The sequence below is a fragment of the Moorena producens 3L genome (assembly GCF_000211815.1).
GTDB lineage: Bacteria > Cyanobacteriota > Cyanobacteriia > Cyanobacteriales > Coleofasciculaceae > Moorena > Moorena producens.
Genome location: NZ_GL890931.1, coordinates 59,436 through 82,749, shown reverse-complemented (window position 1 = coordinate 82,749; position 23,314 = coordinate 59,436). Strand labels below are relative to the sequence as shown.

Below are 23,314 nucleotides of genomic sequence, written 5' to 3'. Positions count from 1 at the left end.
TGCTGATTATTGCCTGTTTACGAAACTATTAGGAATGGCCGAATCTAAATAGCCATCCCCATTGCTCTGGGCATTTCCTTTTACATCAGCAGTGGGATGATAGCTATTATTGGTCAGCCCATCGGAAATTTCTATAGGTGCTGGTCTTGATTGTGAAGCAGTGCGGCGTCCGAGCATAAAAGCACCAGCTGTAATTACCCCTCCTACAGGAAAAACCCACCACCAGGGTAGGCTAGCAACATTAACATTAGTCGATGTTGCCTTATGATTATGTTCTTCTTGCTCATGGTCATGGTGATCAGCTTTAGAGCCACCCCTTAGGGATTGGGCATACAACATCACCCCGCCTTCAGCCACAATCTGGTCACCTTCAAATAAACCATTCTTGACTTCTACCAAATCCCCAAAAGTTGAACCAAGAGTAAGTTCTACAGGTTCATAGAAGTTCTGACCATTTTCTACATAAACCAGTTGTTTACCATTAGCATCCACCAAAGCATCTTGAGAAATCGCTAAAGTAGCTACACTGGTTTTATCAGTAAGAATATTTAATTGAGCAAACATTCCTGGTTTTAGTTGCCCTCCAGGATTATCCAACTTTACCCTCACTGGCACTACTCGTGTCTGACCTGCCACGATAGGGTCGATTTGGGTAACTTGACCTGTAAAAGTCTGATTAGGCAGACTAGAAACTTCTAATCTGACCTTCTGACCTATTTTTACCTTATATAAATCTTTTTCATAAATATTAGCAGTTGCCCAGACTTGATTATTGTTAACAATCGTCATCAGTTGCCCACCTGCGTCTTCAAACGATTCACCCAAGGTTAGTTTCCACTGCGCTACTGTACCGGAAATTGGAGCAAGCACCGTTACCTTTCCTTGCTCATTAGCAGAATTACTAAGTTGTTGCAGTCGGGTTTTGTAGGTAGTATCGCTCAGTTGAACCCGGGATTTGGCAGCCTTAACCGCTGTTTGAGCCCGTTTTAATTCCGCTTCTGCTTCGAGAACTTCCCGACGGCTAAATGCTCTTTTCAGTAACGTTTTAGCCTCTGCTAGCTTAGTTTTCGACTCTAGCATCTGACGTCGAGCCAGAGCACCTTCGATTGCTAATGCTAGGTCTTTATCGTACTCTTCTTGGGCTACTGCTAGCTGAGTTTCAGCTTCATCGATTTCAGCAGCAGCAATTTGACGCTGACGTTCTAAATTTTCCCTAGCTAGTTCCAGATTTGCCTGAGCTTCTCCCAATGTGGCCTTAGCTTCAGTCAGTCTGTCGAGAGACTCAACCCGCAATTCAATTAACTCCAAGCTAGAAATGACAGCAACCGCTTGACCTTTCTTGACCCTCTGACCTGGTTTGACCAAAAGTTTAGCAACTGTACCGGGAATCGGTGCTGTTACTTGCGCCTGTTGGTTGGGCTGGGTTTCAATTTGCCCCGTGGTTTGAATACCAATATCCAAAAACTGCCTAGAGACGGATTGGAGTTTAATCCCAATTTGACTAGCGGTTGTGGCATCTACCTTAATTCCTTCGGGATTGCTGGTGGCTTCGGTTCCGCTTTGGAACTCATTTCCATGCCCGGCATGGGCGAAAACAGCAACTGGTGCGATCGCTATCACCAGCAAAAAGGTAAACGTTGAAGCCAGGATTTTTTCTGTCTTGTGCATAATGGATCAGTGCTTTTGATGCTCAGCAGAGGGTGCAAGTAGTCACCATAGCCTCCACCCAGATACCTAAGGTTTGCATCCAGATGGTCATTTGCTGTCGTCTTGATTAAGTATCACAAGCAAATATGAAATCAGGATGAAATTTTAGGTATCAATGAAATTATTTTTTTTAGGACTTTGGTAAGCCTTCAGCTTCTGAGAGTAGGAAATTGATTTGTTAATTATTTTTTTTAATTAATGTCACAATTTAATTCTATGTTTTAGAATTAATGGTTTAGGCTACGTGTAGTAATTGTGATACTTTTTGATGCCATATTCTAGAATTGCTACTCGCTATTCCCTGCTCCGAAATTCCCTTTGCTATTACATACATTGACTATAGGTGCGTGCAGCTTTAAGCTAATTTATCCACAGAAAGTTACACTCTGCCCCGCTTTGTTTCGCGCATATCGCTACTATAGACAAAGTATCCAGCGAGAAAAGACAGATGAGAGTACTGCTAGTTGAAGATGAGCCAGACTTGGGTGCTGCAATTAAGCGAGCGTTGAATATAGAGAAGTATGTGGTGGACTTGGTTGTTAACGGTACTGAAGCTTGGGGTTATTTAAACAATCACGAAACCCAATATACCTTAGCTATCTTCGACTGGTTGCTACCAGGGCTATCCGGACTAGAGTTACTGCGTCAGTTACGCTATAGTAATAATCCCTTGCCTATTTTGATGCTAACGGCAAAAGACCGCCTGGAAGATAGAGTGATGGGTTTGGATACCGGAGCCGATGATTATTTAGTCAAACCGTTCCTAATGGCAGAGTTGCTAGCAAGAGTTAGAGCCTTGCACCGGCGAACACCCCTACTCCAGCCCCAACAACTTCAGGTGGGTGACCTTATTCTAGATTATGGTAACCGAACGGTTTATCGTCTTGCTGCTAACGGTGAGAAACTCCACGTTCCACTCACGAATAAAGAATTCCAGCTCTTAGAGTATTTTATGAAGCATCCCAATCAGGTGATGACCACCAACCAAATTCGCAATCAACTTTGGGAAGTGAATGCAGAACCAATTAGTAACGTAGTGGCGGCTCAAATGCGCCTGCTACGTCGGAAACTCGAATCAATCAACTCCAGCATTCCCATTGAAACTGTGCATGGTTTGGGGTATCGTCTCAATCTGAAAAAATAATGAATCAAAATAAGCTATTTAACCAGACTCGTGGAAAATTAGCACTTTCCTATGCCATTGTCATGGGGTTTATTTTGAGCTTGTTGGGATTTGGTGTTTACAGAGGGATCGCTCATACCCATTTAGTCACTTCAGACCGGGAGTTAAAATCCGTTGCGGGGACACTCCATGATAGTCTGGAATGGAAACTCAAGGAACCGGGACGGGTAGAGCCAATAATTGGGGAACTTTTACCTAATCTGTGTATCGTTGGAGTTAACTGTTCTAAACCACTGGTTAGTCCCCAACGCCACATCCTCAGTGCTGTTAGCCAAGCTCACTACTACATCCGGCTATTTGATACCTCAGGACGTTTAATTGCCATTGCAGGAACTTACCCAGAGGGATTACCCCAGGTGTTTAATCAAGCACCTTGGCAAACCCTGTCCGATGGTAAGGGCAACTCCTATCACCAAATTTCTCTATCGCTACATACTCAAGATCAGCGGGATTGGGGGTATTTGCAGGTGGGGCACTCTTTCCAATACCTCAAGGAGTACCTCAATACGGTAAAATTAATCTTGGTATTGGGGCTGCCAATGGCAATGATCTTAGTCGGCAGTGGCAGTTGGTGGTTAGCAGGGTTGGCGATGCAACCTATTTACCAATCCTACAGACAGATTCAACAGTTTACCGCTGATGCTGCCCACGAGCTACGGACACCGATAGCTGCGACACTGGCAACGGTTGAGTCGGCACTTTTGATGCCTAGCTTGGATCAACAAGAAGCACGAAACATTCTTGAAATTGTTGAACGTCAAAATCAGCGGCTGACTCAGTTAGTTGCGGATTTGTTGTTGTTGTCTCGCTTAGATAGACAACCAGCATCTGTACGTCACCAGACATGCTGTCTCAATGACCTGGTTAGCGATTTAGTTGAGGAATTGGCAGCCTTGGCAATCGCTTCCGAAATTACACTGACATCTTCGGTGCTAGTGCCAACTCCTCTGGAGGTTGTGGGTGATTCTGAGCAGCTTTATCGCCTAGTTTCTAATTTAATTATTAATGGTATCCAATACACCCCTGTGGGTGGTAAAGTAACTGTTATTTTAGACAAGAGCGACCAACACGCGGTGATCCAGGTAGAAGATACGGGGATTGGTATTGCCCAAGAAGACCAAGGGCGAATTTTTGATCGCTTTTATCGAGTCAATAGCGATCGCTCTCGTCACACAGGAGGTTCCGGATTAGGGCTGGCAATTGCTAATGCGATCGCTATTGCCCACCACGGTAGCTTGCAAGTATACAGCGAACGAGGTGTTGGTAGTAGGTTTACTCTTCGATTGCCCAAGCCAGTTACTTCCTTCGATAAGGAACACTTTAGTGCTCCAGTTTTTTTCCAATCAAACTCCTAAGTGAAGCATGAAAGATAAAGTAAAAAAGGCAAATATTGAAGGATAAACAGATATAGCTCAAACGATACCAGTTATTTAACAACCAATAAATTAGACTATTTCATCCTTCATGATTAATACCTAATACCTAATACCTAATACTTCATCCTTCATACTTAATACTTAATAAGCTTATTTTAAAATACTGCGCAGCATCCAAGCCGTTTTCTCGTGTATGCTCATCCGTTCGGTCAACAGGTCAGCTGTGGACTCATCGTTAGCACGTTCAGCGGCTGGGAAAACAGACCGTGCAGTTCTTACCACTGCCTCATTGGCTTCCACTAGCAAGCGCACCATGTCCTCAGCCTCCGGAACATCGCTGGTTTCGGGGATAGAGGATAATTGTGCATACTGACTGTAGCTGCCAGGAGCAGGATAGCCTAGGGTACGAATCCGCTCTGCTACCGCATCCACTGCTAAAGCTAACTCATTGTACTGTTGCTCAAACATCAGGTGTAGGGAGTTGAACATTGGTCCAGTAACATTCCAGTGGAAGTAATGGGTCTTCAGGTATAGGGTATAAGTGTCGGCTAGTAGACGAGACAGTCCCTCAGCAATCTCTTTGCGGTCTTGTTCATCAATACCAATATTGACAGGTACAATCGTTGCCATAGTACTCTCCTAAAGGTTTCTAGTCCAAACTAATAGTAGCGACGGTCAGCTTTAAACAGCTTAACTTTAAGCAATTCGGGTTTCCTTGGGAATTCACCCAAGGTATGAACTTATTTTTGTCCCAAAATTGCTAATTTTCACGCTAAATGCCGTTTTAAGACGGAGCGAGGAGCGCGACGCACGCGGCACTTAATGGTTTTTTTTCCTAAACGCTGGTGTGCTTCGTAACGGTGGCAACCAGAAAAACCATAGTATAGCCCATCTACTTCTAACACATCAATGGGTTCGCGCAAACCTTCTTTGGCAATTGATTCCATCAGCGCCGCCACCTTGTTTGGATCATTTTGTCGTGGTAGGGGACGTCGAATTTGCTCTAGAGGAATTTCTGTGATGTTTACCATAGTGCTAGGACTTTGTCAATTTAGTTTTGATGATAATGGGGTTGCGGGTTAAGCGTTAGGAGTTGGGTTAATGGTTTTAGTTGCGTAGGGTGCGTGATAAGACGGGTTAGCCCTGATTTTCCGCCTCAACGCCTGGGTTGGAAAAGTCCGTCCGAAAAGAGCAGAAACGGGCAAGATGCCCATTCCACCCACCGGGTCAAACAGCAAATATGAGATGCACCCCTAATCTAAGCGTGCCTAATCCCTAATACAAGAATTCCCGTAGGAACGAGGTTCGGGTAAAATAGGAAAAATTTACCAAGGGCTAATGAATCAAGCCAGTTTTAATCCTAATGAGATTACTGTGCCCAATGGCTGCTTCTTTGGCTTGCCCTATTCGGTTGAGGAGGCTTCAATCGTTTTCCTGCCTGTTCCTTGGGACGTGACCACATCTTACCGAGAGGGGGCGGCAAACGGTCCCCAAGGAATTTTAGATGCTTCGGTACAGCTAGATTGGTACGACTTTGATGTACCCCAAGCTTGGGAAATCAGGTGCGGGACTATACCGATTAACTCAGCTATCCAAGACCAAAATCGTGCCATGAGGTTGATAGCTAAAGGGATTATTCAGTATTTAGAAGCTGGTGGCAATGTGGATGATGATGCGATCGCAAAACAGTTAGCAATCGTTAATCAAGCCTGTGCTGGTCTCAACAACTGGGTTTACACTCAGGCACTGGAACTGCTGGAGCAAGGCAAGCTGGTTGCCATCGTCGGTGGCGATCACAGTGTTCCTCTTGGGTTAATGCAAGCCCTAACACAGCAACACGATGAATACGGGATTTTACAAATTGATGCCCATGCCGATCTCCGGCAAGCCTATGAAGGGTTTACTTACTCCCATGCCTCGATCATGTACAATGCCCTGACTCTACCTCAGATTAATCGTTTAGTTCAGGTTGGCATCCGAGATGTTTGTGAAGAGGAAATGTCTTGGGCAAACAGCGATCGCCGGATTGTAGTGTTTGATGACTGGCAGCTCAAAGCTAAGACTTACGAAGGTATAACCTGGGCAGCCCAGTGCCAGGAAATTATTGCTAATTTACCGAATAAAGTTTATATTAGCTTTGACATTGACGGATTGAATCCAGCCTATTGTCCCAATACAGGTACTCCTGTGCCGGGAGGATTGGAATTTAACGAGGCAATTTATTTAGTGCGATCGCTAGTCAAAGCTGGAAAAACTATTATTGGTTTTGATCTGTGCGAAGTTGCTCCTGGAGACTCTGGGGATGAGTGGGATGGTAATGTTGGGGCTAGAGTTTTGTACAAGCTTGCCTGTTTGACTAGGTATAGGGCGACTTGCTAAAAAAATCAGAATAACTCAATTTTTATCAAAAAGGGAGAGTTTGAGAGGGAAAAAAATACCCCTTGACGAATAGTTTGGGGATGAATTTTCCCTTTCAAATAGTGTTAAGATAAAAGAGAAAGGTCTTAAAAAACTGGGAATTGACCTTACTCAGCTACCCCCGGTGCGGGGGAAAGTTACGCCCTAGGAGATAACAATCTATTTGGTTGTGCCTGGGAATCCCCATCCAAGACGGTTGGGGAAGTTCAACTGACTGCTGTCGCCTGGGTAGCCAAATGTGTCTCTTTCAACTGCTCCAGTAAGGCTTTTCTTTGGTCATAGAGGCGTTTTAGAGGACGAGGCGCTACCTTAGCTAGGCAGTAAGCTGTCAGTAGGGGCATAGCAATGGTCGAGTCGCAATAAACCACTACTGTTTCTGATAACTTCTGTGGATCAAGCTTGCACCAAGAGACCGCCTCCGATGGGGTTGCTCCTGACAAACCCCCTGTGTCTGGACGGGCATCAGTTACCTGAAGAAAGTAATCATGCCCCTTCTCATCAATACCCAAGACTTCTTGAAGATACGGTTCCGTCTGCAACATAAAATTTTTCGGCGAGCCACCTCCCAAGATCCAAATTCCACTGGCTCCCCCATGGTTTTTAGCTGCCAGTACAATTGCTGCCGTTTCATTCACATCCAAGGACACATCAATGACTGGTCCGGTTCCCTGCAACCCTAGCGCTGCTAAATTCATCCCAATCGAACTATCTCCAGGGCTGGAGGTATAGATGGGGACTCCTAACCGATAAGCTGCCGCCAGCAGGGATTGGTTTTTCAGTCCCAATGTCTGCTCCCGTGCAGCAATGTACTTACCGCAGAGGTAGTGAAACTCTGCCGTTCCCATTCGACCCTTAAACTCAGGCTGTTCAATGATCTGACGAAAGAACTTATCCGTTGATAGCAGCACGTCATAATCGAAGAAAATGTCATAGATCCGAACAACCCCTTCTTTCTGCAATACCACATCACTGATATCGTGCCGCCCTTGATGGAGTTCCAATCCGATGCCAAAGTGAGTGTCGTGGTAGAGATTGGCTCCCGTAGATACTATCCAATCGACAAACCCTGCCTCCATCAGTGGGATCACTGCGGCCATTCCTAAGCCTGCGGGGGTTAATGCTCCTGTCAAACTTAAACCCACCGTTACGTTGGGCTGCAACATCCGCTCTACCAATAATTGGCAGCCTTCTCGTAATCGACCAGAATTGTAGGCTAGAAACGTCTGGTCGATCAACTCTGTGATTGGGATTTGTGCCGTAATCGGACGGGGAGCGATTTTACGCCCTTGCAAAAAGCGATTTTCTTTGGTGGGCATGTTAGTCAAATCACTGGAGAAAACTTGCGCTTAACGACCGTTATAACTTAATGAGCAACATTCTGTAATCTCAAGATTGATGGTTCATGATTCATGAAACTGAGCACCAAACTCTATAATTTTTTTTAGCTTTCCCTACAATTAGAGTTACTAGGTAAGTCCTGAGCTTAACTTGCGAGGGGGTTTGGGGGATACATCGACTCCCCCAGTATTTTTCTCACCCCTTCAAGGGGTGAGAAAAATACATCTACGAATTTGTGTATTGATGGTAGACTGTAATGTATGTTGATGATGAACTATCGCTACCGAATCTATCCAAGTGCGAGCCAGCAAGTTCAAATACTTGAGTGGTTAGAGACTTGTCGCGGCGTCTACAACTACGCTCTGAGGGAGTTGAAAGACTGGTTGGCAAGTCGAAAGTGTGATGTGGATAGATGTTCTTTGTCAAAGGAATACATCATCCCAGCTGATACTCCGTTCCCTAGCTACCATCTTCAACAAAATAGTCACGAACTCAAATAGGTATAACTCCTCAAACTCCGCTCATAATTTTCCAGCAGCCGTTGAGATTCTGCCAAAGTAATTCGGTTCTCTTGCAACGCCTGTTCTGTGCGGCGGCGCATACCTTCCACCAAATCTTCAGCATCATACTGCACATAACCCAAAACTTCCGTGATTGTATCTCCCTTAACCACGTGTTCAATTTCATACCCTCTGGGGCTTAATTTGATGTGAACTGCGTTACTATCACCAAAAAGATTGTGTAAATTCCCCATAATCTCTTGGTAGGCACCGACTAGGAAGAAACCCAAATAGTAGGGTTCTTTGGATTTGGGATTTGGGATTTGGGATTTGGAATTAGAAATTCTCTCTGGCTCCTCGGCTTTGCGCAAAGGATGTAGTTCCAGCAACGATTTAACATCCCGCAGGTCAATAAATTGGTCAATCTTACCATCACTATCGCAGGTAAGGTCAGCCAGGATCCCCCTTTGAGTTGGTTCTTCATCCAGCCGATGGATGGGCATAATCGGAAATAGCTGGTTAATTCCCCAGCAATCTGGCACTGATTGGAAGACTGATAGGTTGACATAATAAATTGATGCCATGATCGTTTCCAGGTCTGCTAGATCCTCAGGAACATAGTCTTGTGTTCTGATAATTTCCCGAATCTTTTGACAGCACGCCCAATAAAGCTGCTCGGCTTTAGCCCGCTCGGTAATGCTCAGATAGCCTAAACTAAACAGGCTTTTTGCTTCTTGGTTAAGCTCGATGGCATCATGATAAGCTTCCTGGTAATTCTCAAGGTCGATAGTACAGTAAGTTTCCCAAAGATTTCGGATAATTAGATGGTCTTGTTCCGTTGCCAGTGGAGGGGATTGAGATTCGACATCACTGGTACTCAAAACATCAAAGATCAGGACTGATTGATGGGATGCGATCGCACGACCACTTTCACTAATGAGTGTTGGTGCCGGAATTTGATGTTCCTCACAAGCTTCCTTCACCGCAGCCACAATGTCATTGGCATAGTTCTGCATGTTGTAGTTTTTGGAGGCATGGAAGTTTGTTTTGGAGCCATCGTAATCCACTGCCAACCCACCACCTACATCTAGATACTGCATATTCACCCCTAATCCCTTGAGCTCAGCATAAATTTGGCTGGCTTCGCGAATAGCATCTTTAATTGCGCTAATGGCAGAGATTTGAGAGCCGATGTGGAAGTGCAACAGCTGCAATGACTCAAGCATTCCAGCCTCTCGTAGCTGGTCAATGGTTTGGAGTATTTCTGGAATTTTCAGACCAAATTTAGCTCTATCTCCTACAGAGTTTCCCCAACGACCCATGCTTTGTGTACTCAGTTTGGCTCGCACCCCCAGCACTGGTGTGATGCCTCCTAACTCAGCAGCTACCTCGATAATTAGCTGCACTTCTTCTAGCTGTTCTAGGACAATTATCGGATTATGTCCCAATCGCCTAGCTAAAAGGGCAGTTTCAAGATATTCCCGGTCTTTGTAGCCGTTACAAATAATTAGGGAATCCGGAGTGAGCAATGTTGCTAGAGCAATCATCAATTCAGGTTTAGAACCGACTTCTAAACCAAATTGATAAGGTTGACCAAAATACACGACATCCTCTACCACATGTCGATGCTGGTTGCATTTAACCGGAAAGACTCCTTGGTAACGACCAGGGTATTTGTAGCGAGTAATGGCTTGGGCAAAACAGGCGTTTAATTGCGCTATCTGGTCTGCCAAGATATCTGAAAAATGGATTAATAATGGTAGTCCCAAGTTGCGCTGCTTCAGGGATTCTACCAGTTCCAACAAATCCAACGAGCCGCCCCCATTGCCTTTAGGGGAAACCATGATATGACCAGCAGTGTTAATGGCAAAGTAGGGTTCTCCCCAGCCTTGGATCTGATAAAGCTCCTCACTTTTCTCAATTGTCCAAGATTTAGAGGTCTTCTGATCTTGGTTCTGGTTAGGGATTTGAGAACAGGATGAGTCTATCAACTTAACACCATAATCTGTAGGATTTTGAGTCGAGAACCCTGTAGTAGTCTCATTAGTAGTCTCAGTAGTCGTCTCAGGGGTTAAATACTCTTGAAACTGGGATTTACGCTGTAGTGTCACCAATAACCTCCTTAAAGACATTGGTCGAACTGACAAGCCATGCTAAAATGCCGTCAGCGTGTTTTTTAACTAATCGTGAGCGTCGATGTCTAAACCATCTGGTCATCAGGCTCAAAAGCAAGATTATTTCCAGTCCATCCAAAAGCTAATATACAATTATCAGATTGCTGTTTGGGTTGGGCTTTGGGTTGTTATGGTCTTAGCCGGTAGCATAGCAACTATTGGTCTGATTGATCCTGGACCGATTGAGGAAGAAGCCAATAATCCACAACCAGCTCTGGCTCAACTGCGGGCATCAGCGGCCAAAGAGGCTGTGCCTCTGTCTTTGTTTGGTGTTGTTGCTGTAGGCTGCGCCAGCGGTTGCTTATTGCTTACTCAGGCTCTAAAATTTCCAAGCCGGAAAACGAAACCGAAAAGACCGATAACATCTAGTGTCAGCAGTAGAAGGCGACGCCGTAATTCTAGACGCCGTAAGGCTACTAGCAAACAACAACCAGTCAAATCATTACCATTATTACCATCACAAAACAAGAGTGATGACCAACAGACCGAGGTAACGGTTTTGCCACCAGAGCCTACTGATCAGACCAATCCTCAAGACGAGACTCTTGCCAACATGATGGATATGCGTAAGCGCCGCTCTCTGTCTTCCTTGATGCGGGATCAATAATCAGCTGATGCTAGTGGTGATTTATTTAATGTGCCCTTAATTTGCCCTTTGTTCACTCTTGACGCTTGACGGTTAACCGTCAATTGTTAGAAGTTCTAACCTCTAACAGGGATTGCCAATCTTTAATCGCTTGCTGTGACCAAAGCCAGTTCTTGCTCAAGGCATCAGGTTTGAAGTTAATGGGGTCATTGGTGAGCACCAGTTGCCGTAGCTTGAGGGATCGTTGGGACAAGCTCGCCCGCTTAGATCCGTTTTGTTCTTGAGCCGATTTCCACAAGCCTAGCCCTAAGCCAGCATAGGTATTCCATTTTTGGGAATTGCTGGATTTTCCAGATCCAACTGTTGTAGGTTTCTTGTTGCTACTCCTGTACAATGCATCATACCAAGCTTGGTTAGCTCGCTCGTATTTGCCTTCAGCGTAATAGGCAAACCCTAGGGCATTGCGGTAAGTCCAAGAGTCAGGTTCTTGTTTGACTGCTCTTTCCCAATAACGTCTGACATCATCGAAACTGTATTCATCCGAGCCTGTCTGGATCGACTGCCATGCCAGACGCCCTCTTAAAAAACTCACCATTGACTTATTCAATTGTTCTGAGGGAACTTCCTGAAGGGCAGCAGAAGCCTGGGGTAATGCACCCCGGTCTAGCAATGCCCTGACAGCTTCGGTTCCTCGAATAATATTCCCCTCACTGAATGCTTGAATTGCGATCGCTGTGACGGTCTTAGTCTTAGCCTTTGTCAAATTCACATTTGAGTAATCAACAGGTTTGGAGAGACCTGGTGGTAATTGTCTGCCTAGCCCAGGACTAGGAGGGTTCTGGAAAAACCAAACCCCCAAAAGTACCAAGGCCAGAGTTCCCGTTGCTCCTAGTCCGATCCACACTGGTGAACGTGGTAACCTTGAACCCTTCTGTTTAGGATTAGTGACCTTTTTCCCCTCAAGTTCTGCTGTAGAATCCTCAAGGTTTGGAGCTGATTGGGTTGAGCCCTCGCTAGACAAAGCCGCTGTCAGGGTTGCAGCTGAAGCTTTCGAAGCAGCAGGTAGTTGACTTGGGGTATGGACTGGTAAGTTCTTCTGAGCAGCCTCTGAGTAAGGGTTTTGGGATAACCCCTCTAAATTCGATGCTGCTATTTGTGATTCCCCACCCTGAGCCTCTGTATTGAGCTGATCCAGCAATCCCTTAATGAAAGCAGCGGGATCGTCTGCTTCTAGTTCATGGGATTCTAAACCCGGTGTTACACCAGTGAGACTTTCATGGTCATACTCAGCTTCTCCCCTAGAGACAAGAGCTGACTCTTCCTCAAATTCTGAGAATGTGGTAGAATTATTATCTGCTGGTGGTGTAAAAAACGCCTCTTCTGGGTCTAACCCTACAGACATTCCAGGAGGATCGGGCAGACTAAATATTTGAGTTCGGTCATAACTGTGGTCATCATTGGTCAGGAAACCATCAAATTCCGGATGCAGATAGAGAACAGGTAATGCCCAATAAAGCTGGTTCGAGCCATAAGCAGAAATGAGTCCTTGTCTAGCTCGCGAGAGGCTTAGGTCAATGGGATAACCCTGATTGATGTTACGGTATAATAGTCGGGTTAGGGTCAGGGCTACCTCATCGGGAATACGCTCTGCCATGGCTAGAACACCAGGAATACCGCGCTTAACCAGTGCTTGGGCGAGATTTTGATCGTTACCGTTTTCTTGGGTATGTGAAGCAGCTGTATGAGCACCACGACAGGAGTTGAATACAGCCAGCTGGACACCATTATTAACTAACAATCCCGCTAGATCATCACCCCTTACGGTCTCTGTCAAACCAGTTTTTTTACTAACCAGGTAGACATCACCACCTGATTCCCCTAGGTTAGAGTGACCAGCATAGTGGAAGACTTGATATTTTCCTTGTTCCAGGGCTTGGGTTAACTGTTCCCGTCCTGGCTGTTCCAGAATTGTCAGATGAATCGCTGGGGGTCCATTGGGTGAACGATGGCGGAGTTCTTCTTTCAGGTGAGATGCTTCTTGTAAGAGTTCTAAACTTTCTTGATCACTTGGACCCGCGATCACCATCAAAATTTTCAGAGGTTGATTCGGTGGAGACAAAGGCTTCGGAACTGGTCTAATCAAGCCTTTGGTCATCTGGTAGCGGGAGAAAGCCACATCAGTTCCTGTGGCTAGGGGACGATCCCCAGCATGGAGTACTTCCCAAGGTAGGCGGGGTAATTCTGTACCTTTCAATCCCAGACGCAGCCGCAAAACCGACCGTTGATTTTGAGCGATCGCTTGCGCCATCATCCAGCTATCGCGCAAGCTTCCTTTAAATAGGGCATTGTATAGCTCCTGACCCAAGGCAACTAAGTTTAAAGAGGATTGAGAGTACGGTTCTCCCCAAGATGGCATGGCAAAACTGCCATCCACCCCAGCTGCCCTACCCTGCAGGACACTAAATAGGGGGTCATTCATCAGTTGCTTGGCCTGGGTTAACCATTCTTCTACCGGCCAACTGACTTGTTCTTCTGCCAATGAGACTCCCGGTGCCACTCGTTCGATGCGCACCAGATAATCATCATGTTTTCCTAAGGGGGTTACGGAGATATGGAATTCCTGTGCCACTGTTGCCCAATTTTGCTCAATTTCAAGGGATCAATTTTGCTCATAGTGACGAGCTTTGGCTGAAGGTTTAAAAATTCTTGAATATTTGTTTAGTATTTGCTTATTGAGGAGTATTCCTTTAGGGGAAAATTCTTGTTGGCTCATGGTATTGATGCCGTTTTTTATTTAAGGTTTCCAAGGCATACTCTGTTAATTGTTTTGAATCAGAAAATTTCCTAATTCCAGCATTTGGGTGCCACTTTACCCAGATTTTTCCGGATTGCTATCACCAATCTCGGAAAAGTGAAATGGTAGATGCACCCTGATTGACACCCCCGGTTCACTTTGGTGAGCTGGGGATTTTTTTTCACTGGGTGGTAAGGTTTTACCCACTATATGTAGCCATCTCTATAGATGAGTTTGCTTGCTCCTTTTCCTCTAAACACGAACTGATTAAGCGATGCAGGGCGGTCTTGGGGAGGCAGTGCTGTCTTGGGGGTTCCACCCATGAGCAACTGCCGTGGTTTCCCCCACTCGCGCTTTGCATCAAGACACGGTTTTAAGCACTTAAAACAGGTGAAATTGCTTTGGCAAGCAGCTAATTTCCCCCTCGGGAATTGGTACTCATACCCAGCCTTGGATGTACTGAATCAGTAAGGTTTCCAGGAGGAAGGATTAGGGTGTAGGTTTATCCATACTATGATAAGCGTGTTATCAACTAGCTTAACATCTGAAATTTTGCCCAAGATACTCTTTTGGGGTTTCATCACTGTCTGCAGAGCATTTTAGTCAGCCTGATCCTCAACTTTGCTAATTCAGGTCAAGAGTGCCTAATCCTTGGTATTAAGCAGTTTTTCAGTCTTAGGCAGAAGCTCTAGGGGTATTCTTTGAGCTTTATTATGGTTTTTGTAAAGATTTTGACAAGACTCGTTGACACTCCCCGGCCTGTTCGCGTAGCGTCGGCTTTGCCGAAAGGCTTGGGGATTCTTGCTTGGCCGTAGGCCACGCTACGCGAACAACGATTCGACTTACTCAATCTGGTCGGAACCAGAAGGAATAGAGGCCAAATCTCCACAAGTGTTCGGGTCTACGACCCAGGTTCCGGTGTGCCCCACCGTACCCAAGGCTATGCGCGAGTATGTTGATGGCGGCACTGTGGTCTCTATCTAGCTGACAACCACACTTGCAGGTATGGGTTCGAGTTAATAGTGACTTCGTGACCACCTCACCACAACTAGAACAATTCTGGCTAGTATAGGCAGGGTTTACTGCAACAGTTATCCTGCCATATTTATCGCCAAAATGCTCCAACCATTTTCTAAACTGATACCAACCTGCATCATTAATAGACTTAGCAAGGCAGTGGTTTTTGACCAGATTTTTTACCCTTAGGTCTTGCCTTCGGCACGCTGCGCGAACGTAGGCGATCAAATCGTTAGACTGAGCTACGCAACGTGCGAGGGATTGCTCGCGCAGTGTTCTTCACGTTGCCTACTTATCCTTAGGTGTGCCCTACCTAGTTTGTTAATGGCTTTTCGACGGTTAGCAGAGCCTTTATTTTTTCGGTAAACCCGACGTTGATAAAACTTGAGACGCTTTTCACCCGTTCTATAAAACCGAGGGTTGGGTTGTGTATTGGCGTCGGAATCCGTATAGAAATCCTTCAGTCCTAGATCTAGCCCGACAGTGTTTCCAGTTGGTTTTAATTTTTCGTTGATATCAACTGAAACACAGAACTGGACGTAGTACCCGTCAGCCCGTCGAACTATCCTAACCCTCTTAATTTGTTTTTTGTCGAAGCGCCACAAGTCCCAAGTACCTTTGAGTTTTAGTTTCCCAATACCCTTATTGTCCCTAAACGTTATCGACTTTTTGTCAGGGGACAATTTCCATCCGGACTGCTTGTATTCAACAGAGCGGCAGTGTTTTTGGAACTTCGGAAAACCCTTTTTTCCAGGTACTTTTTTCTGGCAATTATCGTAGAAACGGGATATCGATGACCGGAGATGAAACCTTAGAATAGTGGAGCCTTTATAGGCGATAGGCTATGCAGAAAAGGGTTAAAACTCATGAAATAAGGCTCCACTATTCTTACGGTAACTTCTAACCATGCCCTTTCAGCCGCAGCTTGGCGGGCAGTAGAGTTTAATTCATTGGCAAAAGGGAACTGCTTAGCTAAAACTTTGCAGTATTTGCTTAAGTCATATTTACCAGTCCCTTTCTTGTCCATCCATAGCCTAATGCAACTATTTCGGATAAATTTCATTGTCCGAATAGCTTCATCAATGGCTTGGTATTGGTGCTTTTTACCTTTGGCTTTAAACTCTAAAATAATCATTTACCTAAGGTCACGCTCCGCGAAGGTATATCCACCTTTACCTGTAACATTTTATTATACCACACGAGCGCGAAAATCGTCAGGATAATTTTCAGTAAAAACCCGTCCTAGAATCCTAGAAGGGAGCAGGTCAATTTTGTAAGAACACTTGAACTACAAACTCTTGAACTATAGTGTTTTCCGGGATTGAGTACCAGTTATCAGTCGTTTTAGTACATTTATTCTACGAATTTGACATGCTCCCGTCCTACAAGGACGGGGCTTTAGACCCAGTTTTTTGGTAATTACTGAGTCTTGGGGTTTCACCCCATCCGTAGGTGAATTTTGAGGATAGCTTTGAGCGGCTGCATCAAGACAACTATAAACCTGGTTTTAACGGTCTTGATGGGTAAGTCCTGATTATCTTGCTTTAAGAGGTAAGATCCTCAATCGAGTAACTCAAAGGACTTGATCTCTAACACCGGACCAATCATCGCAAAGCTCATCACATCCTCTCGCACCTCTCCTGTAACCGTGACCTTTATTCCCGATTGCTTTAACTCTGGGGGAGTGTCCTTGAGTTCATAGGTTTCCCCTGAGTCAGAAACCAGTGCCCAGGCTCCTGACCCCATCTCTTTGCGCTCAATCACGCCTGTGATGCTGATCGTCATGCTGATTGTTTCTCCCCTTGAACGGCTAAATAAGCTAGTCCAAAACAGAGCAAGGCATTGGCAATCAGGAACACCCGAGACAAAACCCCGCCTCCAAGCCAGATTAGCTCAGGTGAAACCACAGCACTCACGGCTAGGCAACTGGCCACACCGAGAGCTGAACCAACTGCTAACCACTTCCATTGTGGATGTCCTAACAGTAGGGCGATTAAAATAAATGGAATCACAACACTGGCAAATAGAGGGTTGAGAAAACTGCTGCTGCCAATAGCGCTACCCAATTCTGGAATCGAACTGCCCATGACTCGGAAGGGCCATTGGGGTAAGTCAAAGATATACAAACCTTTCAGGAAGAATAATCCTGAACTCCCGGCTACTAAGCCAGTGGCAAGAGACCAACTCCAAGTAAAGGGAAAATAATTGCGCAAGAACCAGGCCAACAGGTAGGAACCTAGTACCATAGCAATCTTTGGCCACAGGGCGATCACACCACCGTCAATCCAAAAGCGAGGATTGAGATAGCCGTTATCCCGTAACCAGCGGAAGAAGTCTTGGAAGGTAATTTGTCCTTTCAGAGCGAGTTGAACGGCAGCACCAGCATCTAATTGTCCAGCACCATAGTGGTTTAGGGGGTCATCTTCTATAGCTCGGGTGGACTGCTTGAGTACATTCAATACATCAGCAGGGTCTTGAATCCCACTAGCTTTGATTAAAGCTGCCACACCAGCAACATGAGGCGATGCCATACTGGTGCCTTGGAAGCCAGCAAATACAGGGGTGCTTGTTTCTCCATCAATCGTCTCTTGCAAAATCTTACCATTTTCACTGCCACCAGGGGCTGAGATATCTACCCCAGCACCAAAGTTAGAGTAGGGAGCTTTCAGACCTGCGGAATCAAGGGCAGAAACACCAATAACATGGGGATAGCGGGCGGGATAAGCGGCAGCATTTTGGTTAGAGTTACCAGCAGCAGCCACTAGGACAACACCTTTGTGGTAGGCATAGTCGATTGCCTCTGCCATCAGATTGCTTTCACCAGCCCCCCCTAAACTCATGTTGATCACATCTACCTCATGATCAGCGGCAAAGCGAATCGCTTCCGCAATATCAGCCACTGTACCACCACCATTGGCTGCCAATACCTTCAGGGGCATCAGGCTAGCTTCGTAAGCAATTCCGGCAACACCGTAACCATTGTTGGTAGATTGGGCAATAGTACCGGCTACGTGAGTACCGTGACCTTGATCATCCCATGCTTCAATCCGGTCATTGACAAAGTCGTAGCCTTCAACAAATTCAGTATCTTTCAAATCTGGGACTGCGCTGACCCCAGTGTCAATCACTGCTACTGTTACCCCACTACCCTTGGTTTCATCCCAGGCAGATTCTACATTAATGCTGCGCAGGTTCCACTGCTTACTATAGTCAGGGTCATTGGGAACCTCGAAGGCACTATAGGTATAGTTCGGTTCAATATATTCTGTTGCTTGGGATAGTCCTGATTGTTTCAGGGTATTCAGCAGTTGTTTATCTCCTTTTAGGATATAAATGTGATCCGCTGCTGAAAATTCACTATTGAGTTGGGGATTAACCTCGTATTGTTGTGCGATCGCTTGCAATTGCTCATTAAGTTGAGCAGCTGGGATATCTTCCCGGAAGTCGATTACAATCGACTCAAAATTCCCCTGATTTGCCAATCCTTTAAAGTTAAACAGGGCAAAACCCAGCCCTACTACAAACAGACACAGTATCAAAAATTTTCTCATGGCAATCTGTCGCTGGTTCGCGAGTCTTTAATCACCACGATAACTTATATAGCAAAGGGAGTAGGGAGTAGGGAGTAGGGAGTAGGGAGTAGGGAGTAGGGAGTAGGGAGTAGCGATGCAGCGCGGCCAAAAGCAGTTAACCAAGGCTGAAGGGGCAACAGGTCAGCTAGAATCTTTGTAATTTATTTACAAAATCCCAATCATGCTACTTTGGTAACCTTGCTAGTTTGGTTTTTTCATGTTCAGAATACTTTAATTCCCGAGCTCGACCTGCCCCTGTTTTAGTCACCCAAACTGAATTAAAGTTTTCCAGCATAATGTTGGTAGAGTTAATCTTTTCATTGGTTCCCATTGGCTCAATAATTGTATTGGAATTAGGGAAGACAAAAACAGGGATAGAAACCCGACTATTGGGGCTTGTATGAATCACTTCATGGGCAGTGCTGACAAATAAGCCATTCGTCCAGTATTGCAACATATCCCCCAAATTAATCACAAAAGCATCTTCTAAACAAACCGCATCAATCCAGGCATTTTTGGCATAAACCCGTAGGGAAGGGGTTGGGAAATACTCTTGGATTAACACGGTGAAGATGCCGGTATCTGTGTGTTTTCCGGCAATGCCATACTCAGGAGGATAGTAATTGGCTCGATGGATCAGGATTGGATCGTCAAAATAAGGGTCAAACCAATCCGCGTCTAGGTTCAAAGCCACAGCCAGCCCCCTGAGAAGGTGGGGAACAATTTTGGTCAGGATTTCCCCTTGAAGCTGATAGTGGAATGCAGCAAAACCAGGGGCTACAGTGTCATCAGGAATCAAGGTAGGACCAGTAAACGGCTTGTCTGAAGGTGGATGTTCGATTGCCTTGGTCAAAAACTTCCTTGGGATCAGGACCAACCTCTTCATGGAAGGTTTCGCCATAAAGGGGAATGTAGCCCCTAGAGGTGTTGGGATAAACCGTTTGTTTGTCTTGGCCGTAGGCTTTTTTAATGTCCTCTGGCAACTGGAAAAAGTTACGAGAGCTGTCGATAGTTTGTTGAACTAAATCGGCAGAAATACCATGATCTTTCAAATAGAAAAAACCATGATCTAAGCAGGTGTTGTAGAGGCGTTTGTGTTCTTGATTACCTGATTTTGACCCATTGAGGTCTGTTAATTTTGTTAATGAAATTACGGGTAAGGTTTTCATTTATAATTCTCCTGATTTATGTAGCAATTAGCGCGATCGCAACTAGGGCAAAACCTGGTTAACTGACAAAAATTGAAGTCAAAAGTGTTCAAATGCTTATGGTTCGAGGAGTTGCAGGACTTGACTAAAGTTAGTAGGATCTCCAAGGTTTCTACGCCTAACATCTCCCAAGGTCAGGGGTTCAATCCAGTTGTAGCCCCACACGAGTTTATAAATCCAACTTCGTTTATATTAAGTCATAACAGCGATTTCTTCACTGGTTCTGCCTTGGGCTAGCAACCAGATGATTTGATAGTGGGAGCGTTCAATCGGATCTTTCCCTTGACGATAGCGCTGTTCTAGTTCTCCTATACTCAGATGGGGTTCTATACTGATTCGCTTGGGCATCAGTTTGGAGCTGGGTCTTGCATCTGTGATATATTACGGTTATTTAATACAACTAGATATTACACAATAGCAGGAGGCAGAGGGGTAAATCTTTGACTTCTAACTCTAAAGCCGGTTTTTTCGTATAATCGATCAAGGAAATGCCCGTCACAACTCTGGTGCGAGTGTGCAGAAAACAGCACAACAGAATCACAGACCAGGGCATCAATTCCAAAATTTGACCGCTAGCCCAAGCTTGGTGAGTATTAATGCTTAGTAGAACTATTGGAATTCTTCGGGATTTGCCAACTGGATTTTCCCATGATGCCGCCAAAGAAATTGAGCAAGCAACTTCTCTGCCATGGCAAGAAAATTCTTACCGTGAGTATACAAGTCAGGGATATGAAGTTTTGTCACTCTTTAGTAAAACTGGAGACTCCACCGATACAATTATTGAAGATTGCAGCCCAAAAGCAACTCTTGAACTTGATAAATTGCCAACAATACGTTCATTTTTAGAGCATTGCAATCTATCGTTGATGTGGGTTAGATTAAACAAGCTTGCTCCAGGTACTTGCTTTTGGGAACATCGAGATTATTCTGAATTGTCTGAGAAGCAGAAAGTCAGGCTGCATGTACCAATTTCCACATCACCAGATAGCTACATGGTTTTCTCTGATACATCAGTTCACTTGAAGCCAGATACTCTCTGGCTTTTACGACCTGATTCTGATGTACATGGTTTTATAAATGGACAGTCTGTAAGAATCCATTTAATAATAGATGCTTATCTAAACAATGAACTCAGCCATGAAATTGATCAAGTATATTTACTTGAAGAAAGTGTAACCATACTGCCTGAACCAACCCCTGATATCTACAATAAACTACTTAGCCTTGCTGCTAGACTTGTTGATGAGAATCGAGAACACGATGCTGAGGAAATGCTACTTACAACCTTTTTGCAATACAATCAGCCCTTAGGTTTTTCCTATGACTTAGTTGTCAGTTTGTACGAAAAATATTCCCGGCTTGAAAAGGTGCAGGAATGGATTAGTAGAAAGTATAGATTTTTGCATCAAGAGGAACTTCAAAATGTCAAGAATAAATAGGAGCAGCCAGATCATGCAACAAGATCATATTGAAGGTAAGATCATTGACGGTCGTCTTGGACAATTTCACAGAGATGTGCATGCCCTCACTTATGATCCAGATAGGCTAGAGAGAGCATATGATAAGCATGCAGAGAATTACGATGAATTTCTCTTGGACTTAGCTGGAGACGGTACATCTGGCTGTAGTCACTATACAACCCTATTCTTTAGTAGGCACGTGCCAAAACATAAGGGTCTGCGCATCTTGGATGCAGGGGTTGGTACAGGTATTGGTGGAGTTGAACTGATCAATCTGGGTTACAATCCTCTCTCGATCATAGGTGTTGATCTGTCCTCAAAAATGTTAGCGCAAGCAGAGAAGCGAGGAATTTATGAGGCACTTCATCATGCCTGCTTCCCAGAAACAAATGAAATTTTGCAGCCAGATGAATTTGACGCAGTCCTGTGTGCTGGAGGGTTCAGTCATGCAGCAATGCCTGATTCCGCAATGCCTGAATTTGTAAGAGTCACTCGACCAGGAGGGTTTGTTGTATTTAGCGTTCGCAAATCTGTGTATGACAAGTCTGATTCAGCGATAACAGCCATGATCAAACGCCTAGAAGAAAATCGATCCTGGAAGATTGTTGCTCAAGAGTGTGGGGACTATCTACCTGCTGATGGGGTACAAGCAGTTTACTTTGCCTGCCAAGTTCTTTAGTACAGGCTTTTGCGCTCCTAACTAGGGCTTGCTGAAAAAGTAGCGGAAAAATCGGAGGCAATGGTTAGATGAATTAAACTGACTCAAGAGATAAGTTTTTCGGGTCTACAATGAGTTTTTAATAATAACTGATAATCAGTCAAGCCCCAATGGTCTCACTGTAAGCATTCAGCCGTTGGCCATTCGGGTAGCGTGGCCAACGGCCAAGGCCAAGGCTCATGGTAAGCGAACAGCTTAAAATCAACCTATGCAAGCCTATGTCCACGCTACGCAAACGTTAGAATTTAAGACTTCGAAATTTTACCTCTTTAGCTGAAAGCTGATTGCTGATAGCTGAATACTTATAATTACTTTAATTCTTTAGCCCGACCTGCCCCTGTTTTATTCACCCAAATTGAATTCAAATTTTTCAGCATAATGTCAGTAGCATTGATCTTTTTATCGGTTCCGATCGGTTCAAATGTTGCGTTGACATCTGGATAAACAAAGAAAGGAATCGAAATCCGACTCCTGGAGAGTGTATGAATCACTTCGTGGGGAGTACTCACAAACAAACCATTTGTCCAAAGTTGCAACATATCCCCCAAATTAATCACAAAAGCATCTTCTAAACAAACCGCATCAATCCAGGCATTTTTCGTATAAACCCGCAGGGAAGGGGTGGAAAAATATTCTTGGATTAACACAGTAAAAATGCCGTTGTCTGTATGTTTTCCTGCCACACCACTTTCAGAGGGGTAGTAAATGGTTCGATGGATCAGGATTGGATCGTCAAAATAAGGGTCAAACCAATCCGGGTCAAGGTTCAAAGCAACAGCCAGTGCCCTGAGAAGGTGGGGAACAATTTTAGTCATAATTTCCCCTTGAAGCTGATAGTGGGATGCCGCAAAACCAGGGGCTACAGTATGATCAGGAATCAAGGTCGGGCCAGTAAACGGCTTGTCTGAAGGTGGATGTTCGATTGCCTTGGTCAAACAGTTCCTTGGAATCAGGACCAACGTCTTCATGGAGGATTTCGCCGTAAACGGGAACGTAGCCCCTAGAGGTGTTGGGATAAACGGTTTGTTTGTCTTGGCCGTAGGCTTTTTTAATGTCCTGTGGCAACTGGAAAAAGTTACGAGAGCTGTCGATGGTTTGTTGAAATAAATCAGCAGAAATGCCATGATATTTCAAATAGAAAAAACCATGATCTAAGCAGATGTCATAGAGACGCTTGTGTTCTTCGTTACCTGAGTTTGAACCATTGATGTATTTTAACTTTGCTAATGAAATTACCGGTAAGGTATTCATTTATAATTCTCC

General features: G+C 44.8%; 19 protein-coding genes and 3 pseudogenes. 7 read left to right on the top strand and 15 right to left on the bottom strand.

Annotated elements, in window-relative coordinates; translation table 11 throughout:
* Positions 1 to 6 precede the first annotated feature (6 nt).
* Entirely contained in the window at positions 7 to 1,668 is a 1,662-nt protein-coding gene (locus LYNGBM3L_RS18090) for an efflux RND transporter periplasmic adaptor subunit (RefSeq protein ID WP_008186214.1), read from the bottom strand.
* Positions 1,669 to 2,155: 487 nt separating this feature from the next.
* Between LYNGBM3L_RS18090 and rppA the strand changes: the two genes are divergently transcribed.
* On the top strand, positions 2,156 to 2,851 hold the full coding sequence (gene rppA, locus LYNGBM3L_RS18085; RefSeq protein WP_008186212.1) for a two-component system response regulator RppA: 696 nt from the start codon (positions 2,156 to 2,158) through the stop codon (positions 2,849 to 2,851).
* Entirely contained in the window at positions 2,851 to 4,245 is a 1,395-nt protein-coding gene (gene rppB / locus LYNGBM3L_RS18080; RefSeq protein ID WP_008186210.1) for a two-component system sensor histidine kinase RppB, read from the top strand. The genes rppA and rppB overlap by 1 nt, the downstream gene beginning before the upstream one ends.
* 171 nt (positions 4,246 to 4,416) lie before the next feature.
* Here rppB and LYNGBM3L_RS18075 read toward each other — a convergent pair whose 3' ends face one another.
* Both LYNGBM3L_RS18075 and LYNGBM3L_RS18070 read right to left on the bottom strand, forming a co-directional pair.
* Positions 4,417 to 4,896, bottom strand: a complete 480-nt coding sequence (locus LYNGBM3L_RS18075; protein WP_008186208.1) for a Dps family protein — start codon at positions 4,894 to 4,896, stop codon at positions 4,417 to 4,419.
* Between the two features lie 137 nt (positions 4,897 to 5,033).
* Positions 5,034 to 5,297: a ParB N-terminal domain-containing protein gene (locus tag LYNGBM3L_RS18070; RefSeq protein WP_008186206.1), complete on the bottom strand. Its 264-nt coding sequence runs from the start codon at positions 5,295 to 5,297 to the stop codon at positions 5,034 to 5,036.
* 307 nt (positions 5,298 to 5,604) lie between these two features.
* Here LYNGBM3L_RS18070 and LYNGBM3L_RS18065 point away from each other — a divergent pair, with 307 nt between their 5' ends.
* Positions 5,605 to 6,645, top strand: a complete 1,041-nt coding sequence (locus LYNGBM3L_RS18065) for an agmatinase family protein (protein ID WP_008186205.1) — start codon at positions 5,605 to 5,607, stop codon at positions 6,643 to 6,645.
* A gap of 245 nt (positions 6,646 to 6,890) precedes the next feature.
* Here the strand turns inward: LYNGBM3L_RS18065 and LYNGBM3L_RS18060 are convergent, their stop codons facing one another.
* Positions 6,891 to 8,000, bottom strand: a complete 1,110-nt coding sequence (locus LYNGBM3L_RS18060; RefSeq protein ID WP_008186203.1) for a homospermidine biosynthesis protein — start codon at positions 7,998 to 8,000, stop codon at positions 6,891 to 6,893.
* 282 nt (positions 8,001 to 8,282) lie between these two features.
* Between LYNGBM3L_RS18060 and LYNGBM3L_RS36710 the strand changes: the two are divergent.
* Positions 8,283 to 8,507: pseudogene (locus tag LYNGBM3L_RS36710) on the top strand (helix-turn-helix domain-containing protein); the annotation flags it as partial.
* On the opposite strand, the gene speA reads toward LYNGBM3L_RS36710, so the two are convergent.
* A complete protein-coding gene (speA, locus tag LYNGBM3L_RS18055) occupies positions 8,507 to 10,654 on the bottom strand; it encodes a biosynthetic arginine decarboxylase (RefSeq protein ID WP_008186202.1) in 2,148 nt (715 codons plus the stop codon). The pseudogene LYNGBM3L_RS36710 and the gene speA sit on opposite strands and share 1 nt — an antisense overlap.
* 64 nt (positions 10,655 to 10,718) lie before the next feature.
* Here speA and LYNGBM3L_RS18050 point away from each other — a divergent pair, with 64 nt between their 5' ends.
* Entirely contained in the window at positions 10,719 to 11,303 is a 585-nt protein-coding gene (locus tag LYNGBM3L_RS18050) for a hypothetical protein (protein WP_008186201.1), read from the top strand.
* 79 nt (positions 11,304 to 11,382) lie between these two features.
* On the opposite strand, the gene LYNGBM3L_RS18045 is transcribed toward LYNGBM3L_RS18050, so the two are convergent.
* The 8 genes and pseudogenes from LYNGBM3L_RS18045 to LYNGBM3L_RS50445 form a co-directional block, all read right to left on the bottom strand.
* Positions 11,383 to 13,911, bottom strand: a complete 2,529-nt coding sequence (locus LYNGBM3L_RS18045) for a CHAT domain-containing protein (RefSeq protein WP_008186198.1) — start codon at positions 13,909 to 13,911, stop codon at positions 11,383 to 11,385.
* Between the two features lie 1,007 nt (positions 13,912 to 14,918).
* Positions 14,919 to 16,228: pseudogene (locus LYNGBM3L_RS41105) on the bottom strand (RNA-guided endonuclease InsQ/TnpB family protein).
* A gap of 425 nt (positions 16,229 to 16,653) precedes the next feature.
* Positions 16,654 to 16,878, bottom strand: a complete 225-nt coding sequence (locus LYNGBM3L_RS18030) for a hypothetical protein (protein WP_008186190.1) — start codon at positions 16,876 to 16,878, stop codon at positions 16,654 to 16,656.
* Positions 16,875 to 18,644, bottom strand: a complete 1,770-nt coding sequence (locus LYNGBM3L_RS18025; RefSeq protein WP_008186187.1) for a S8 family peptidase — start codon at positions 18,642 to 18,644, stop codon at positions 16,875 to 16,877. The genes LYNGBM3L_RS18030 and LYNGBM3L_RS18025 overlap by 4 nt, the downstream gene beginning before the upstream one ends.
* 205 nt (positions 18,645 to 18,849) lie before the next feature.
* Positions 18,850 to 19,518 (bottom strand): 2OG-Fe(II) oxygenase family protein, encoded by a 669-nt coding sequence (locus LYNGBM3L_RS18020; protein WP_229414582.1) that lies wholly within the window; start codon positions 19,516 to 19,518, stop codon positions 18,850 to 18,852.
* The gene (locus LYNGBM3L_RS18015) at positions 19,454 to 19,834 is read right to left on the bottom strand and encodes a 2-oxoglutarate and iron-dependent oxygenase domain-containing protein (RefSeq protein ID WP_008186179.1); all 381 of its coding nucleotides are present in this window, start codon (positions 19,832 to 19,834) and stop codon (positions 19,454 to 19,456) included. The genes LYNGBM3L_RS18020 and LYNGBM3L_RS18015 overlap by 65 nt, the downstream gene beginning before the upstream one ends.
* A 231-nt stretch (positions 19,835 to 20,065) precedes the next feature.
* A complete protein-coding gene (locus LYNGBM3L_RS45880) occupies positions 20,066 to 20,221 on the bottom strand; it encodes a hypothetical protein (RefSeq protein WP_008186177.1) in 156 nt (51 codons plus the stop codon).
* Between the two features lie 121 nt (positions 20,222 to 20,342).
* Positions 20,343 to 20,441: pseudogene (locus LYNGBM3L_RS50445) on the bottom strand (IS982 family transposase); the annotation flags it as partial.
* A 28-nt stretch (positions 20,442 to 20,469) separates the two neighbouring features.
* Between LYNGBM3L_RS50445 and LYNGBM3L_RS34030 the strand changes: the two are divergent.
* Positions 20,470 to 21,312, top strand: a complete 843-nt coding sequence (locus LYNGBM3L_RS34030; protein ID WP_008186175.1) for an aspartyl/asparaginyl beta-hydroxylase domain-containing protein — start codon at positions 20,470 to 20,472, stop codon at positions 21,310 to 21,312.
* Positions 21,313 to 21,325: 13 nt separating this feature from the next.
* On the top strand, positions 21,326 to 22,012 hold the full coding sequence (locus tag LYNGBM3L_RS18000) for a class I SAM-dependent DNA methyltransferase (protein WP_008186174.1): 687 nt from the start codon (positions 21,326 to 21,328) through the stop codon (positions 22,010 to 22,012).
* Positions 22,013 to 22,359: 347 nt separating this feature from the next.
* On the opposite strand, the gene LYNGBM3L_RS17995 is transcribed toward LYNGBM3L_RS18000, so the two are convergent.
* On the bottom strand, positions 22,360 to 22,986 hold the full coding sequence (locus LYNGBM3L_RS17995) for a 2OG-Fe(II) oxygenase family protein (protein WP_229414581.1): 627 nt from the start codon (positions 22,984 to 22,986) through the stop codon (positions 22,360 to 22,362).
* Complete coding sequence (locus LYNGBM3L_RS17990) at positions 22,922 to 23,302, bottom strand: 2-oxoglutarate and iron-dependent oxygenase domain-containing protein (protein WP_008186169.1); 381 nt, start codon at positions 23,300 to 23,302, stop codon at positions 22,922 to 22,924. Before LYNGBM3L_RS17990 ends, LYNGBM3L_RS17995 begins: the two co-directional genes overlap by 65 nt.
* Between the last annotated feature and the right edge of the window lie 12 nt (positions 23,303 to 23,314).

Coding starts and splice junctions, on each gene's coding strand:
- LYNGBM3L_RS18090 (WP_008186214.1), bottom strand. CDS start 1,668: ATGCACAAGACAGAAAAAATCCTGGCTTCAACGTTTACCTTTTTGCTG.
- rppA (WP_008186212.1), top strand. CDS start 2,156: ATGAGAGTACTGCTAGTTGAAGATGAGCCAGACTTGGGTGCTGCAATT.
- rppB (WP_008186210.1), top strand. CDS start 2,851: ATGAATCAAAATAAGCTATTTAACCAGACTCGTGGAAAATTAGCACTT.
- LYNGBM3L_RS18075 (WP_008186208.1), bottom strand. CDS start 4,896: ATGGCAACGATTGTACCTGTCAATATTGGTATTGATGAACAAGACCGC.
- LYNGBM3L_RS18070 (WP_008186206.1), bottom strand. CDS start 5,297: ATGGTAAACATCACAGAAATTCCTCTAGAGCAAATTCGACGTCCCCTA.
- LYNGBM3L_RS18065 (WP_008186205.1), top strand. CDS start 5,605: ATGAATCAAGCCAGTTTTAATCCTAATGAGATTACTGTGCCCAATGGC.
- LYNGBM3L_RS18060 (WP_008186203.1), bottom strand. CDS start 8,000: ATGCCCACCAAAGAAAATCGCTTTTTGCAAGGGCGTAAAATCGCTCCC.
- speA (WP_008186202.1), bottom strand. CDS start 10,654: ATGTCTTTAAGGAGGTTATTGGTGACACTACAGCGTAAATCCCAGTTT.
- LYNGBM3L_RS18050 (WP_008186201.1), top strand. CDS start 10,719: ATGTCTAAACCATCTGGTCATCAGGCTCAAAAGCAAGATTATTTCCAG.
- LYNGBM3L_RS18030 (WP_008186190.1), bottom strand. CDS start 16,878: ATGACGATCAGCATCACAGGCGTGATTGAGCGCAAAGAGATGGGGTCA.
- LYNGBM3L_RS18025 (WP_008186187.1), bottom strand. CDS start 18,644: ATGAGAAAATTTTTGATACTGTGTCTGTTTGTAGTAGGGCTGGGTTTT.
- LYNGBM3L_RS18015 (WP_008186179.1), bottom strand. CDS start 19,834: ATGAAAACCTTACCCGTAATTTCATTAACAAAATTAACAGACCTCAAT.
- LYNGBM3L_RS45880 (WP_008186177.1), bottom strand. CDS start 20,221: ATGCCCAAGCGAATCAGTATAGAACCCCATCTGAGTATAGGAGAACTA.
- LYNGBM3L_RS34030 (WP_008186175.1), top strand. CDS start 20,470: ATGCTTAGTAGAACTATTGGAATTCTTCGGGATTTGCCAACTGGATTT.
- LYNGBM3L_RS18000 (WP_008186174.1), top strand. CDS start 21,326: ATGCAACAAGATCATATTGAAGGTAAGATCATTGACGGTCGTCTTGGA.
- LYNGBM3L_RS17990 (WP_008186169.1), bottom strand. CDS start 23,302: ATGAATACCTTACCGGTAATTTCATTAGCAAAGTTAAAATACATCAAT.